General features: G+C 72.7%; 12 protein-coding genes. 4 read left to right on the top strand and 8 right to left on the bottom strand.

Going from position 1 to position 12,837, the window contains the following annotated elements; all coding sequences use genetic code 11:
- Window positions 1–140: 140 nt before the first annotated feature.
- From mug to ACWCSU_RS07530, 6 genes are all read right to left on the bottom strand, one after another.
- Entirely contained in the window at window positions 141–653 is a 513-nt protein-coding gene (mug, locus tag ACWCSU_RS07555; protein ID WP_449934259.1) for a G/U mismatch-specific DNA glycosylase, read from the bottom strand.
- 31 nt (window positions 654–684) lie between these two features.
- Window positions 685–2,085 carry a sugar porter family MFS transporter gene (locus ACWCSU_RS07550; RefSeq protein ID WP_449934257.1) on the bottom strand — a complete coding sequence of 467 codons (1,401 nt, stop codon included), beginning with the start codon at window positions 2,083–2,085 and terminating at the stop codon, window positions 685–687.
- A gap of 85 nt (window positions 2,086–2,170) precedes the next feature.
- Window positions 2,171–2,296 carry a hypothetical protein gene (locus ACWCSU_RS07545; protein WP_364090115.1) on the bottom strand — a complete coding sequence of 42 codons (126 nt, stop codon included), beginning with the start codon at window positions 2,294–2,296 and terminating at the stop codon, window positions 2,171–2,173.
- Window positions 2,297–2,324: 28 nt separating this feature from the next.
- Window positions 2,325–4,784, bottom strand: a complete 2,460-nt coding sequence (locus ACWCSU_RS07540; RefSeq protein WP_449934255.1) for a polynucleotide kinase-phosphatase — start codon at window positions 4,782–4,784, stop codon at window positions 2,325–2,327.
- Entirely contained in the window at window positions 4,768–6,294 is a 1,527-nt protein-coding gene (locus ACWCSU_RS07535) for a 3' terminal RNA ribose 2'-O-methyltransferase Hen1 (protein ID WP_449934253.1), read from the bottom strand. Before ACWCSU_RS07535 ends, ACWCSU_RS07540 begins: the two co-directional genes overlap by 17 nt.
- Window positions 6,295–6,336: 42 nt before the next feature.
- Window positions 6,337–7,251 carry an LLM class F420-dependent oxidoreductase gene (locus tag ACWCSU_RS07530; RefSeq protein ID WP_357697980.1) on the bottom strand — a complete coding sequence of 305 codons (915 nt, stop codon included), beginning with the start codon at window positions 7,249–7,251 and terminating at the stop codon, window positions 6,337–6,339.
- A gap of 119 nt (window positions 7,252–7,370) precedes the next feature.
- Here ACWCSU_RS07530 and ACWCSU_RS07525 point away from each other — a divergent pair, with 119 nt between their 5' ends.
- Genes ACWCSU_RS07525 through ACWCSU_RS07510 form a run of 4 tightly spaced genes read left to right on the top strand, consistent with a single transcriptional unit; the run spans window position 7,371 to window position 11,222 of the window.
- Complete coding sequence (locus ACWCSU_RS07525) at window positions 7,371–8,372, top strand: hypothetical protein (protein ID WP_449934251.1); 1,002 nt, start codon at window positions 7,371–7,373, stop codon at window positions 8,370–8,372.
- A 26-nt stretch (window positions 8,373–8,398) separates the two neighbouring features.
- The gene (locus tag ACWCSU_RS07520) at window positions 8,399–9,529 is read left to right on the top strand and encodes a sensor histidine kinase (protein ID WP_449934249.1); all 1,131 of its coding nucleotides are present in this window, start codon (window positions 8,399–8,401) and stop codon (window positions 9,527–9,529) included.
- Window positions 9,526–10,626, top strand: a complete 1,101-nt coding sequence (locus ACWCSU_RS07515) for a sensor histidine kinase (RefSeq protein ID WP_449934247.1) — start codon at window positions 9,526–9,528, stop codon at window positions 10,624–10,626. Before ACWCSU_RS07520 ends, ACWCSU_RS07515 begins: the two co-directional genes overlap by 4 nt.
- Window positions 10,623–11,222, top strand: a complete 600-nt coding sequence (locus ACWCSU_RS07510) for a response regulator transcription factor (protein ID WP_357697972.1) — start codon at window positions 10,623–10,625, stop codon at window positions 11,220–11,222. Before ACWCSU_RS07515 ends, ACWCSU_RS07510 begins: the two co-directional genes overlap by 4 nt.
- A gap of 3 nt (window positions 11,223–11,225) precedes the next feature.
- Here ACWCSU_RS07510 and ACWCSU_RS07505 read toward each other — a convergent pair whose 3' ends face one another.
- A complete protein-coding gene (locus ACWCSU_RS07505; RefSeq protein ID WP_449934245.1) occupies window positions 11,226–12,368 on the bottom strand; it encodes a DUF418 domain-containing protein in 1,143 nt (380 codons plus the stop codon).
- Between the two features lie 82 nt (window positions 12,369–12,450).
- Entirely contained in the window at window positions 12,451–12,798 is a 348-nt protein-coding gene (locus ACWCSU_RS07500) for an STAS domain-containing protein (RefSeq protein WP_357697969.1), read from the bottom strand.
- Window positions 12,799–12,837 lie beyond the last annotated feature (39 nt).

Genomic DNA, 12,837 nt, shown 5'->3' with positions numbered 1-12,837 from the left:
GACAATCGCCGGCTTGCCACCAGACCCCCCAGTGCGAAGACGCAACGAACCGGGCACGTGTCTAGCGATCAACGCTTGTGCGTCACTTGGATCCGTCCGCAAGCGCAGTTCAGCGACCGGCCGTGCGGCGCTCGCCGGGCCTATCCGGAGTGCGGCCGGTCCAGCGAGGCCCGCAGGCGGGCCATCTCCTCCGCGATCGTGGTCACGGTCCAGTGGGCGTTGAGCCCGCTCGGGTTCGGCAGCACCCACACGCGGGCCTCGCCGACCTGCTCGGGCTGGGGTCCGATGACCGCCTTGCGCCGCTCGAAGGCCGTCCGGTACGCCGAGATGCCCAGGACGGCCAGCACCCGCGGCCCCGATTCCGCCACCTTCTCCGCCAGCGCCCGGCCACCCTCCACCAGTTCGTCCCTGCTCAACTGCGACGCCTTGGCACTGGCCCGGGGGACGATGTTCGTGATGCCCAGCCCGTACGAGGGGAGCAGGTGCTGCTCGGCGGGGGCCAGCAGGCGCGGCGTGAAGCCGGACAGGTGCAGCGCGGGCCAGAACCTGTTGCCGGGCCGGGCGAAGTGGTGGCCGGTGGCCTCGGACATCAGGCCGGGGTTGATGCCGCAGAAGAGCACGTTCAGGCGGGGGCCGAGCACGTCGACAAGCACGTGCCGGAGGTTAGTCCACTCCGCGGCGTGGTCAGCCCATCTCTTCGAGTCTGCGGCCCTTGGTTTCCTTGACCCATTTGGTGACGAAGAGGAATGACAGCAGGGCGAACAGGGCGTACATGGCGTAGGTGAGCGGCAGGTTCCACTCCGACAGCGCCGGGAACGAGACCGTGATCAGCCAGTTGGCGATCCACTGCGCGGCCGCGGCGACGCCGAGGGCGGCGGCGCGGATGCGGTTCGGGAACATCTCGCCGAGCAGGACCCAGACCACCACCCCCCACGACAGGGCGAAGAACAGCACGAACACGTTGGCCGCGATGAGCGCGATCGGCCCCTGCGGGCTCGGCAGCGAGACCACGCCGCCGATCTCCCGCGACGCGCTGAACGCCCAGGCCGCCGTGCCCAGCGCGATCGTCATGCCGGCCGAGCCGATCAGCAGCAGCGGCCGGCGCCCGATCCGGTCGACCAGCGCGATGGCGATGAACGTGCCGATGATGTTGATGATCGAGCTGGAGAAGCTGATCAGCAGCGAGTCGCTCTGGTTGATGCCCACCGACTGCCACAACACGGACGAGTAGTAGAAGATCACGTTGATGCCGACGAGCTGCTGGAACGCCGACAGGATGATGCCGATCCAGACGATCGGCAGCAGGCCGAGCGCGCTCCCGCGCAGGTCCTTCAGCCCCGGCACGCGCTCGGTCCGCAGCACGTGCTGGATCTCGGCGATCCGGGCGTCGAGGTCCACGTCGTCGCCCTCGACCTCGGCCAGCACCTCGCGGGCCTTCCTCGACCGCCCCGACATGATCAGGTAGCGCGGCGACTCGGGGATGGTGGAGGCGAACAGCAGGTACAGCAGGGCCGGAACGGCACAGGCGCCCAGCATCCACTGCCACGCCTGCAGCCCCCACAGGTGGTTGTTGACGTCGCCGCCCGCGAGCTCGGCGATCAGGTAGTTGACGAGCTGCGAGACCGCGATGCCGAGCACGATGGCGAGCTGCTGGAACGAGCCCAGCCTCCCCCGGTAGGCGGGCGGCGCGACCTCGGCGATGTAGGCCGGACCGAGCACCGAGGCCATGCCGATCGCGAAGCCCGCGATGACCCGCCACAACCCCAGGTCCCAGATCGCGAACGGCAACATCTGCCCGATCGAGCTGACGGTGAACAGGCCCGCGGCCACCTGCATCGACCGGGTACGCCCCCACCGGTCGGCCAGCCCGCCCCCGATCCAGGCCCCGAGCGCGGACCCGAGCAGCGCGATGGCCACGACGAAGCCGATCTGGACCGCGCCCACCTGGAAGTGCCGCTGGATGCCGGTGACCGCGCCGTTGATGACCGAGCTGTCGTATCCGAACAGGAAGCCGCCGATGGCCGCCGCCGCGGTGATGAAGACGACGTGGCCCAGATGCTCCTGATGGGTGTACCGAGTTGCCATACAGGTCCCTTCCCCGTGATCGGGGACCTACCCGGAGATCACCTGTGTAGCGCGGCGCTTACCCAACCTTGCCGCAAACCGGGCATCAGGACCGGGTCAGCCAGAAGACCGCGATCACGACGACCGCCGCCACCAGCGCCAGGGCGTACCCCAGCAGCGCACGCCCGAGCCTGCGCCGGACGTAACCCGGACGGTGACGGTCGGCGGTCATGTCGTCTCCTTGGAGAGGGCCCGGGCGGTCACAGGCGCGGGTCCACCGGCTCGGACTCCAGGGCCAGCACCGCGAAGACCGGCTCGTGCACCCGCCAGCCCGCCTCGCCGTCCGCCAGGCGCGACAACGCCTCCAGGCCGAGGGCGTACTCGCGCAGCGCCAGGGAGCGCTTCTTGCCGAGGAAGCGCCGGCGCAGCACGTCGAGGGACTCGGTGTAGTCGGGCCCGTAGATGATCCGCAGGTACTCCCGGCCGCGTACCTTCACGCCGGGCTGCACCCGGCCGGGCACGTACGTGGCGGGCTTGACCACCATGCCCTCTCCCCCGGCGGCGGTCAGCGACTCCCACCAGGCGGTGGCCGCGTCCCTGGACTCCGGCGAGCCGAGCGTGACGGTCACGTTCCTGGTCGGGGCGATCAGCGGCGAGTCGAGCAGCGCCAGCGTGGACAGGTGCCAGGCGTGCGGCTCCAGCGCCGTGGCCCGCCCCTCGCAGGCCAGGATCTGGAACGGCGCCAGCCTGATCCCGTCGAGCCCGTCGACCGGCCAGCAGTAGCGCGCGTACGCGTCGCGGAACAGGGCGGCGTTGGCGGAGCGGCGCCGGGTGCGGGTCAGCAACCCGCCCACGTCGAGCCCGCGTCCGGCCGCCGCCTCCAGGGCCGTGACGGCCTCGGGCAGCGCGGCCCGCGCGGCGGCGCCGACGGAGGCGTACTGCGACCTGATCAGCTCGCCCGCCTTGGCCGACCAGGGCAGCAGCTCGCAGTCGAGCACGACCCAGTCCGAGCGCAGTTCCTCCCACAGCGGCTCGCAGGCCGCGCGCAGCGCCTCGACCAGCGGCGTCATGTCCCGGAAGAACGGCCGCCCGGTACGCGTGAACACCGCCCCCGCGCTGCCGTCGGCCACGCCGAACCGGGCGGCGGCGACCTCGGGCGTCCTGGCCAGCACGGCGACCGCCCGCGAGCCCATGTGCTTCTCCTCGCACACGACCTCGCTCACCCCCGCTGCGGCGAACTCCTCGAACGCCTCGTGCGGGTGCTCCAGATAGCCGTCGAGCCTGGACGTCTCCGGCGGCGCCATGGTCGGCGGCAGGTAGACCAGCCAGCTCGGGTCGACGGCGAACCGGCTCATGACCTCCAGCGCGGCGGCCGCGTTCTCCTCCAGCACCTTGACCCGGCCGCCGAAGCGGGTCTCGACGTGCCGGGTGCCGATCACGTCGCCGACGTCGAGCATGCCGGGCTCGCGGGCGGGCCCGCCGAGCGGCTTGACCGGCTCGTACCAGACCTGCTCGGCCGGGACCTGGACGATCTCGCGCTCGGGGTAGCGCAGCGCGGTCAGGTGGCCGCCGAAGACGCAGCCGGTGTCCAGGCAGATCGTGTTGTTGACCCACTCCGGGGTGACCGTGGGCGTGTGGCCGTAGACGACCATGGCCCGGCCGCGGTACTCGTCGGCCCACGGGTAGCGGACCGGGAGGCCGTACTCGTCGGTCTCGCCGGTGGTGTCGCCGTACAGGGCGAAGGCGCGTACGCGCTTGGAGGCGCGGCCGTGGTAGGACTCCTTCAGCCCGGCGTGCGCGACGACGAGCCGGCCGCCGTCCAGGCGGTAGTGGCTGAGCAGGCCGTCCATGAACGTCCTGGCCCGCTCGCCGAACTCGGGCGGCTCGGCGGCGAGCTGGTCCAGCGACTCGCGCAGGCCGTGGGCGACCGTGACCTTGCGGCCGTTCAGCGCGCGCACGAGCTTCTGCTCGTGGTTGCCGGCCACGCAGATGGCGGTGCCCGCCTCGACCATGTCCATGACCAGGCGCAGCACGCCCGGCGTGTCGGGCCCGCGGTCGACCAGGTCGCCGACGAACACGGCGATACGGCCCTCGGGGTGGGCCAGGCCCTGCCAGCCCAGCTTCCGCAGCAGCGTCTCCAGCTCCGAGCGGCAGCCGTGCACGTCGCCGATGATGTCGAACGGGCCGGTCAGCTCGGTCCGGTCCGACCACGCCTTCTCGTACGTGATCTCGGCGTTGTCGATCTCCTCCAGGCCGCGCAGCACGTGCACCCGCCGGAAGCCGTCGGCGGAGATCTTGGACAGCGAGCGGCGCAGCTCCTTGCGCTGGCGGATCACGACGCCGGGGCCGAAGTCGCGGTCGGGACGCGCGGCGTTGCGCTCGACGGCGACCTCCTCCGGCGTGTCCAGCACGATGGCGTCGGCCAGCACGTCGTGCTGCCTGGCCAGCTCGATGAGGCTCTTGCGGGCCGGGTACTGGACGTTGGTGGCGTCCACGACGGTGAACAGGCCCCTGGACAGGCGGACGCCGACGATGTGGTGCAGCAGGTCGAACGCGGCGGGCGTGGCGGCCTGGTCGTTCTCGTCGTCGGACACCAGGCCGCGGCAGAAGTCGGAGGAGATGACCTGCGTGGGCTTGAAGTGGCGGCGCGCGAAGGTGGACTTGCCGCTGCCGGAGACGCCGACGAGCACCACGAGGGACAGCTCAGGAACGCTGATCACGGGTGAAGACTCCCATCTGGGTGGGCGGGCCGACCTCGGGGTCGTCCTCGCCGACGGGTTCGAAGGCGACGTGGTAGCCGTACTGGGCGGCCACCCGGTCGGCCCAGGCGGCGAACTCGGCCCGGGTCCACTCGAAGCGGTGGTCGGGGTGGCGCAGGCCGGTCAGGAACTCGTAACGCACGTTGTGCTCGATGTTGGGCGTGGTGACGAGCACGTGCTCCGGCCGGGCGCGGCCGAACACGACGCGTTCGAGCGCGGCCAGCCGCGGCGGGTCGACGTGCTCGACGACCTCCATGAGCACGGCGGCGTCGTAGCCGGCCAGCCGCTTGTCGGTGTACGTCAGCGCGCCCTGGAACAGGGTGAGCCGGGCCCGCTTGGCGTCGGGCATGCGGTCCAGGCGCAGCTTGCGGGCGGCGATGGTGAGCGCGATGGAGGAGACGTCCATGCCGGCGACGCGGGCGAACCTGGGCCTGGCCAGCAGCGCGGCGACCAGCTCGCCCTGCCCGCAGCCCAGGTCGATCACGCTCGTCGCGCCGAGCTCTTCGAGCCTGCGCAGCACGGCCTCGCGCCGCAGCGTGTTGAGCGGCCGCGCCTTCGGCTCCGGCGGCCCTCCGGGCGCGGCCTCCCCCTCGGGTCCGGCTTCCGGAACGTCGGCAGCGGCAGGGTCGGAAGCGGCGGCGTCGGCGGTGAAGGCGGCGGCGGCCTCGTCGGCGGCGGTCTCCTCGGCGGGGGCCTCCTCGGCGAGCGCCGGCTCCAGCTCCTCCTCGGTCTCGTCGCCCAGCTCGGCCAGCCTGGCCAGCGCGGCGCGGGCCAGCGACCAGCGCCGCCCGAAGTAGCGCCGGGTGATCAGGCCGCGCTCAGGATGCTCGCCGAGCCAGCCCGCCCCCGCCTTGACGAGCTTGTCGATCTCGTCGGACGCGATCCAGTAGTGCTTGCCGTCGTCCAGCACGGGGAGCAGCACGTAGAGGTGGTTGAGCGCGTCGGCCAGGAGCACGGTGCCGCTCAGGGTGAGCCGCACGTACCGGGACTCGCCCCACTCGGGGAAGCCCTCGTCCAGCGGCAGTGGCTGCGCCTCCACCGTCCAGCCCAGCGGCTCGAACAGCCGCCGGGCCAGCTCGGGGCCGCCCCGGCAGGGCAGCGCGGGCACCCGGATCTCCAGCGGCAACGCGGTGCCCGGCAGCTCGGGACGGGCCTTGCAGCGGCCCGCCCGCGCGGTGCGGAAGACGTCGGCGAGCGCGACGGCCAGCAGCGACGAGGCCGCGTACGGGCGGTCGTTGACGTACTGCGACAGGCTGAAGTCGGGCGAGTTGCGGCCGCGCGACCGGACCAGCGCGATCGGGTCGACCTCCAGCAGGAGGGCCGCCGTGCAGCGCTCCTCGCCCGCCTCCGGGTAGAACACCGTGGCCGTGCCGAACGATTGGCCGAACTCCTGCACGCGCTCAGGATGCTTGTGCAGGAGAAAGCCCAGGTCGGTGGCCGGCGTGGCGGTGGTCGTGATCGTCAACAGCACGCCCCAAGTGTGCCGTAGCTGGACGAAGCACCGCCAACGGAATTACACGTGCGGCAACACCTCTGCGGCGATCAGCTCCAGGTGTTCGAGGTCGGCCAGGTCGAGGACCTGGAGGTAGACCCGCTCGGCCCCGAGCTTGGCGAACGCGCCGAGCTTGGCCACCACCTCGTCGGGGGTGCCGCACAGCCCGCCCTCGCGCAGCAGGCCGGGGTCCTGGCCGATGGCGGCGGCGCGCCGCTCGATCTCGGCCTGGTCGGCGCCGACGACGACGGTCTGCGCCGCCGAAAGGATCAGGCCGCGGCCCGCCGCGTCGGCCGCCTCGCGCACCCGCGCGAACGCCTGCCCGGTGTCGGCCAGGGTGCGGAACGGCACGTTGTACTCGTCGGCGTACTCGGCCGCCAGCCGGGGCGTGCGCTTGGCGCCGAAGCCGCCGATGATCACCGGCGGACGGGGCCGCTGGACCGGCTTGGGCAGCGCCGGCGAGTCGACCAGCCGGTAGTAGCGGCCCTCGAAGGAGTAGGAGTCCTTCGCCGTCCACAGGCCGGTGACGATCTCAAGCTGCTCCTCGAAGCGGCCGAACCGCTCGCCGAGCGGCGGGAACGGGATGCCGTACGCGGAGTGCTCCCCGTCGAACCAGCCGGTGCCGAAGCCCAGCTCGACCCGGCCGCCGCTCATCTGGTCGACCTGGGCCACGGTGATCGCCAGCGGGCCGGGCAGCCGGAACGTGGCCGGCGTCACCAGCGTGCCGAGCCTGATCGTGGACGTCTCCCTGGCCAGGGCGCCGAGCGTCACCCAGGCGTCGGTCGAGCCGGCGCCGGGGTCGCCGGGGCCGATGCGCTGGTAGTGGTCGGACCGGAAGAAGGCGTCGAACCCCAGGCGTTCCGCGGCCTGGGCGACGGCGAGCAGGTCGTCATAGGTGGCGCCCTGCTGGGGCTCGGTGAAGATCCGCAGCTTCATGAGGCTCATTATCCGCCCACATCGGACGGCGGCCGGAAAAGCCCCCCGCCACCCGGCGAAGGCTTGCTACCTTCACCATCAACCGCTGAAAGTAGCCGATCAATCACGATGGGTGGCATATGTCGCGGAAGGCAAGAGAGTCCGGCACACTCCCCCGTCCCCTGGCGGTGCTGGCCGCGCTGGCGCTGGCCGGGGCCACGTGCCTGGCGATCCGGATGTTGCCCGCGGGCGCCAGCCCGGCGCCGCCGTCCGCCGCCGCCGCCCGCTTCGCGCCGCCGCGGCCGCCTGTGGCCGTGCGGGAGCCGCCGCGCTCGTTCGTGGGGTTCGTCGACACCGCCCGCGAACCGGAGTTCGACCTGGCCGCCGAGTCGCGCGGCAGCGGCGTCCGCCGGTACGCGCTCGGCCATCTCGTCGCGGGCGGCGACGGCTGCCTCGTCCGGTGGGACGGACCGGGCGGCGATCCGGTGGCCGCCGGGCTCGGGCGGCTGCGGGCGGCGGGCGGCGACGCCTTCCCGGTGTTCGGCGGCCCCGATGGGCAGGATCCGGCCGCCACCTGCACCAGGCCCGGCGGCCTGGCCACCGCCTACCGCAGGGCGGTCGGCGCGCTCGGGGCCGCCGCGGCGGGCTTCGAGATCCGCGACGCCGCCGACCCGGCCGCCGTGCTGCGCAGGGCGCGGGCGCTGCGCGCCCTGCAAGGCGAACGGCCGCTGCGGGTGAGCTTCACCCTGCGTCTGAAGCCGGACGGGCTGGACGCGGCCGACCTGGCGATGCTGCGCACGACCCGGCGGGAGGGCGCCCGGGTGGACACGGTCGAGCTGCTGGCCGAGATGGAGCCGCGCGGCGGGCCGGAGGGGCGGCTGCGCAGGCTGGGATCGGCCGTGCGGGCGGCGGCCGGTCAGCTCGCACGGGCCTACGCCCTGCCAGACAAGGGGCCCGCCGATGAGCAGGTGTGGGAGCGGCTGGCCCTGACCCCGGTGCTCTCCAGGGCCGGCGATCTGGACGAGACCGAGGCCCGCAAACTGTCGGACTACGCCGTCCGGCACGGGCTGGCCTGGCTGTCGCTGCGCGGCAAACCTCCCAAACCGGACGTATCTCGAATTCTCTGGCTTACCCACTCCTGACATAGGATTTCGCACAAATCCAGGGGGTGAGGGAGACGGTGGCGAACCGGGCCGAGGGCGCGCGCAAGATCCTCATCTACTGGATGGACGCCATGATCACCCTCCTGGGCGTGGTGTTCGTGACCCTGGTCGTCATCTTCGCGGCGCGGGGCGTCATCACCGTCCCGCGGGCGCTGCTCACGATCGCCTGCCTGGTGGGCCAGTTCACGCTGTTCCCCCTGCTGCTGCGGGCCGCCTTCGACGGCCGGCCGCGGCCCACGGCCAGGCTGCTGCTGTCCGGCGCGTTCGCGGCCGGCTCGGTGCTGCTGCTGCCGCACCAGGAGCTGGCCGACATGAGCACCTGGCTGGAGGCCGGCGTCCTGTGGGTGTCGGTGGCCGCGCTCTACCTGCCGCTGTGGGCCACGGCCTGCCTGGGCGCCGCCGTGACCGGCCTGGTCAGCGCGTACGTCACACTGATCACCGACCGGTCCTGGGTCGGCACGCTGATCACCGAGGTGGTCAGTTGCGTCCTGCTGGTCGCGGCCACGCTGCTGTGGCGCTGGCTCTGGTGGACGATCAGGGACGCCCACGACGGCCAGGAGGCCAAGGCCCGCCTGGCCATCGCGGAGGAACGCCTGCGCTTCGCCCGCGACCTGCACGACCTGCTCGGCCGCAGCCTGTCGGTGATCACGCTGAAGAGCGAGCTGGCGGCCAAACTGTCGGCCAAGGACCAGGCCAGAGCCCTCGCCGAGATGGACGAGGTGCGCCGGCTGGCCCAGGGCTCGCTGGCCGAGGTGCAACTGGCCGTGGACGGCTACCACACGCTCGACCTGGACGCGGAGCTCGCCGGCGTACGGGCCGCGCTGGAGGCGGCCGGCGCGCGCTGCCTGATCGAGACCAGGGCCGCCGACCTGTCCCCCGCAGGACGGGCGCTGCTGGCGTGGGTCGTGCGCGAGGGCGGCACGAACGTGCTCAAGCACAGCTCGGCCACCACCTGCGCGATCACGATCGACGGCGGCGTGCTGGAGATGCGCAACGACGGCGTCAAGGATCTCCCCGTGGCCCCCGGCAGTGGCCTGCGCGGCCTGTCGGAGCGCCTGACCACGGCGGGCGGCTCGTTCTCGGCCGCCCCGACGCCCACCGGCGAGTTCCTGCTGCGCGCGGCGGTGCCCGCATGAGGCGGCCGACCCGGCTGGACAAGGTCCGCTGGCTGATCGTCTACTCCACCGACATCATCCTGCTGGTCTCCGCGACCGGCTTCTACAACCTGTACATCCTCGCCCAGTCGGTCGACCTGCCCTGGCAGGCGTTCGTGGTCGCCGGGGTGCTGCTGCTGGTCTTCATGGCGCTGGCCACGCGGCCGTTCCGGATCGCCGTGCGCGGCGGCCCGCGTCCGACGGCGCTGCTGGCCGTCTCCGGGGTGCTCGCCCTGGTCCTCTCGGCCTGCACGGTCCTGTACGCCATACCGGTGTGGCTGGCCATGCTCGCCCCCTATGTCCGCCGGCGGACGATCGTCTGGTTGTCCGTCGGCTGGATCGCCGTGCTCGCGCTCGTCCTCGCGCTGACCATGGGCATGCCCATGGAGATGCTGATGGCGGTCGTGGTCCTGGCGATGTTCACCGCGATCGGCGTGGGCGGCGTGCTGGCGAACCTGTGGTTGTGGCGGGTGGCCAAGGAGGCGCACGAAGGGCAGGAGGCCAGGGCCAGGCTGGCGGTCTCGGAGGAGCGGCTGCGCTTCGCCCGCGACCTCAACGACCTGCTCGGGCAGAGCCTGGCCGACGTCTCGGCCAGGACCGCCCAGGCCGCCGGGTCGCTGCCGGCCGACCCGGCCGCCGCCGAGCGCACCATGTTCGAGGTGCGCGACCTGGCCAGGCGGTCGCTGCGCGAGGTGCGCGCGGTGGTGCAGAACTACCGGGCGCTCGACCTGGACGAGGTGCTGTCCAGCGTCCGGGCGGTGCTGGAGGCCGCCGAGGTCCGCTGCACGGTACGGGCCGAGACCGCGGCGCTGGCCCCGGAGGCGCGCACCCTGCTCGCCACGGTCGTCCGCGAGGGCGCCACCAACGTGCTCAAGCACAGCAAGGCCGAGCGCTGCACGATCACGATCGAGAACGGGGTTCTGGAGATGTCCAACGACGGGGTGAGCGGCCCGGTGGGCGAGCACGCGGCCATCGGGCTGGCGGGCCTGGCCCAGCGGGTCGGCGCGGCGGGCGGCGTGCTGCGGGCCGAGCCGACGGGCGACGGCGGCTACCTGCTGCGCGCGGCGGTGCCGGCATGACCACCCGCGTGCTGCTCGCCGACGACGAGCACCTGATCCGCGGCGCGATCGCCGCCCTGCTCGACCTGGAGGACGGCATCGAGGTCGTGGCGCAGGTGGGCCGGGGCGACGAGGTCGTGGCCGCGGTCGCCGAGCACCGCCCCGACGTGGCCGTGCTGGACATCGAGATGCCCGGCATGGACGGCCTGAGCGCCGCCGAGCACATCAGCGCGCAGTGCAAGATCGTCATCCTGACCAGCCTGGGCCGCCCCGGCTACCTGCGCAGGGCGATGGCCGCCGGCGTGAGCGGATTCCTCGGCAAGGACGCCTCCGCCGAGGAGCTGGCGATGGCGATCCGCAAGGTCATGGCCGGCGGCCGCTACCTGGACGCCGAGCTGGCAGCCGCCGCGATGGCGGCCGGCGACAGCCCGCTGACCGAGCGGGAGCGCGACGCGCTGCGCCTGGCGGGCGACGGGGCGACGATCTCCAGGATCGCCGGCGAGCTCCATCTCACCGAGGGCACCGTGCGCAACTACCTGTCCAGCGCGATGACCAAGCTCAACGCCCAGAACCGGCTGGAGGCGATCCGCACCGCCCAGCGCATGGGCTGGCTCTGACCCTCAGCGCCAGTTGGTGACCCGGCGCAGCACGTACTCCACCGGGCCGTGGCGGTGGGTGCGCAGCCAGCGTCCGCTCGCCCACACCAGCAGGGTGTAGATCACCAGGGCGACGCCCATCACCGCGATCGGCGACAGCCGGCCCGCCAGCGCGAGGCCGTACCCGGTGAAGACCAGGGCGATGAGCAGGGACTGGCCGACGTAGTTGGAGGCGGCCACCCGTCCCGGGGCGGCCAGGACGCGGCCCACCGCCGGGTACCGGCCGATCACCCGGAGCAGGGTGGCGACGTACGCGGCGGCCAGCAGGATCGAGGTGATCGTGTTGACCGCGCCGCCGACCAGCTCCACCGCGCCGTTCCGGCCCGACGTCCAGGCGTACAGGAGGCCGCCGGGCAGGCCGACGCCGAAGCCCACCCACTGGACGCGGGGCAGCAGGTGCGACCAGCGCCCGAGGTCCTCCAGCAGCCTGGACTTGCCGGCCGCGAGCCCGAACAGGAACATGGCCAGCGCGGCCGGCCCCTGGAAGAGCCAGATCATGGTCACCAGCGGCGGGTACAGCTCGGTCTGCATCGTCAGGAAGTCCAGCGGGCCGCCGGTCGCCAGGCCCAGCACGCGGGCCGCCTCGGCCGGATCGGCCGGTACGGGCTGCCCGGCGGCCGGGTCGAGGGTCGACAGCCAGGCGAGCGCCAGCCAGAACAGGGTCAGCACGCCGATGATCGAGGAACCGGCGATGACGGCCGTCCTGGGCTTCAGCCCGCGCAGGGCCAGCAGGACCACGCCGAGCGCGGCGTACAGGGTGAGGATGTCGCCGATCCACAACAACAGGCCGTGAGCCACGCCGATGACGAACAGGGCCAGGCACCGGCGCAGCGTCCTGGCCCGTACGCTCGCCCCCGCCCGCTCGGCCGCCCGCATCTGGAGCGTGAAGGAGTAGCCGAACAGGAACGAGAAGATGATGTAGAACTTCGTCAGCACGAAGGCGGTGACGGCCAGGGCCACGGGCCCGTCAGGGGCGGGCATGGCGCCCGACAGCGCGTACCCGGGGTCGGCCAGGAAGCCGATGTTCGCGACCAGGATGCCCGCCAGCGCGAAACCGCGTACGGCGTCGATCTCCTGCACGCGCCCGGCGAGGGTGGTGTGCGTCATGCCCCGACGCTAGGGACGCCTCCCCGCGCGGCGCGTCCGTCCTTGGTCTCGCCGGACGCGACCAAAGGCTCGGACCAGAGGCTCAGGAGGGCGGACCGGCCGTGACCGCGGCGGCCACGGCGGCGTCGACGGTCGTGTGGACCGGCAGGTGCGCGTCGACCCCGGTGATCTCCAGCAGCCGGGCGGGAGCACCCTGCGGGGCGGCGAGGTGGACGCGCGCGTCGTGCTCCAGCGCCTCCTGGTGACAGGCGAGCAGGACGTGCAGCCCCGAGCTGTCCATGAACGTCATCGCGCTCAGGTCGAACACCACGTGGTCGCCCGGACGCGCCCTGGCCTGCCGGACGTGTTCCCGTAATCGTGTGTGGTTGGTGGCGTCGACCTCACCGCGCACCTCGATCACGGTCACGCCGGGCAGGTGCCGATGGCTCATCGCGAGCGGTGTCATCGGCGGCCTGTCCGATCCTGAGCG

The sequence above is a fragment of the Nonomuraea sp. NPDC001699 genome (assembly GCF_053596455.1).
This window is presented reverse-complemented; position numbering and strand designations above follow the sequence as displayed.

Bases quoted from the DNA above. Each gene is read 5' to 3' on its own strand.
- ACWCSU_RS07550 (WP_449934257.1), bottom strand. From the start codon at position 2,085: ATGGCAACTCGGTACACCCATCAGGAGCATCTGGGCCACGTCGTCTTC.
- ACWCSU_RS07545 (WP_364090115.1), bottom strand. From the start codon at position 2,296: ATGACCGCCGACCGTCACCGTCCGGGTTACGTCCGGCGCAGGCTCGGG.
- ACWCSU_RS07530 (WP_357697980.1), bottom strand. From the start codon at position 7,251: ATGAAGCTGCGGATCTTCACCGAGCCCCAGCAGGGCGCCACCTATGAC.
- ACWCSU_RS07525 (WP_449934251.1), top strand. From the start codon at position 7,371: ATGTCGCGGAAGGCAAGAGAGTCCGGCACACTCCCCCGTCCCCTGGCG.
- ACWCSU_RS07515 (WP_449934247.1), top strand. From the start codon at position 9,526: ATGAGGCGGCCGACCCGGCTGGACAAGGTCCGCTGGCTGATCGTCTAC.
- ACWCSU_RS07510 (WP_357697972.1), top strand. From the start codon at position 10,623: ATGACCACCCGCGTGCTGCTCGCCGACGACGAGCACCTGATCCGCGGC.
- ACWCSU_RS07505 (WP_449934245.1), bottom strand. From the start codon at position 12,368: ATGACGCACACCACCCTCGCCGGGCGCGTGCAGGAGATCGACGCCGTA.
- ACWCSU_RS07500 (WP_357697969.1), bottom strand. From the start codon at position 12,798: ATGAGCCATCGGCACCTGCCCGGCGTGACCGTGATCGAGGTGCGCGGT.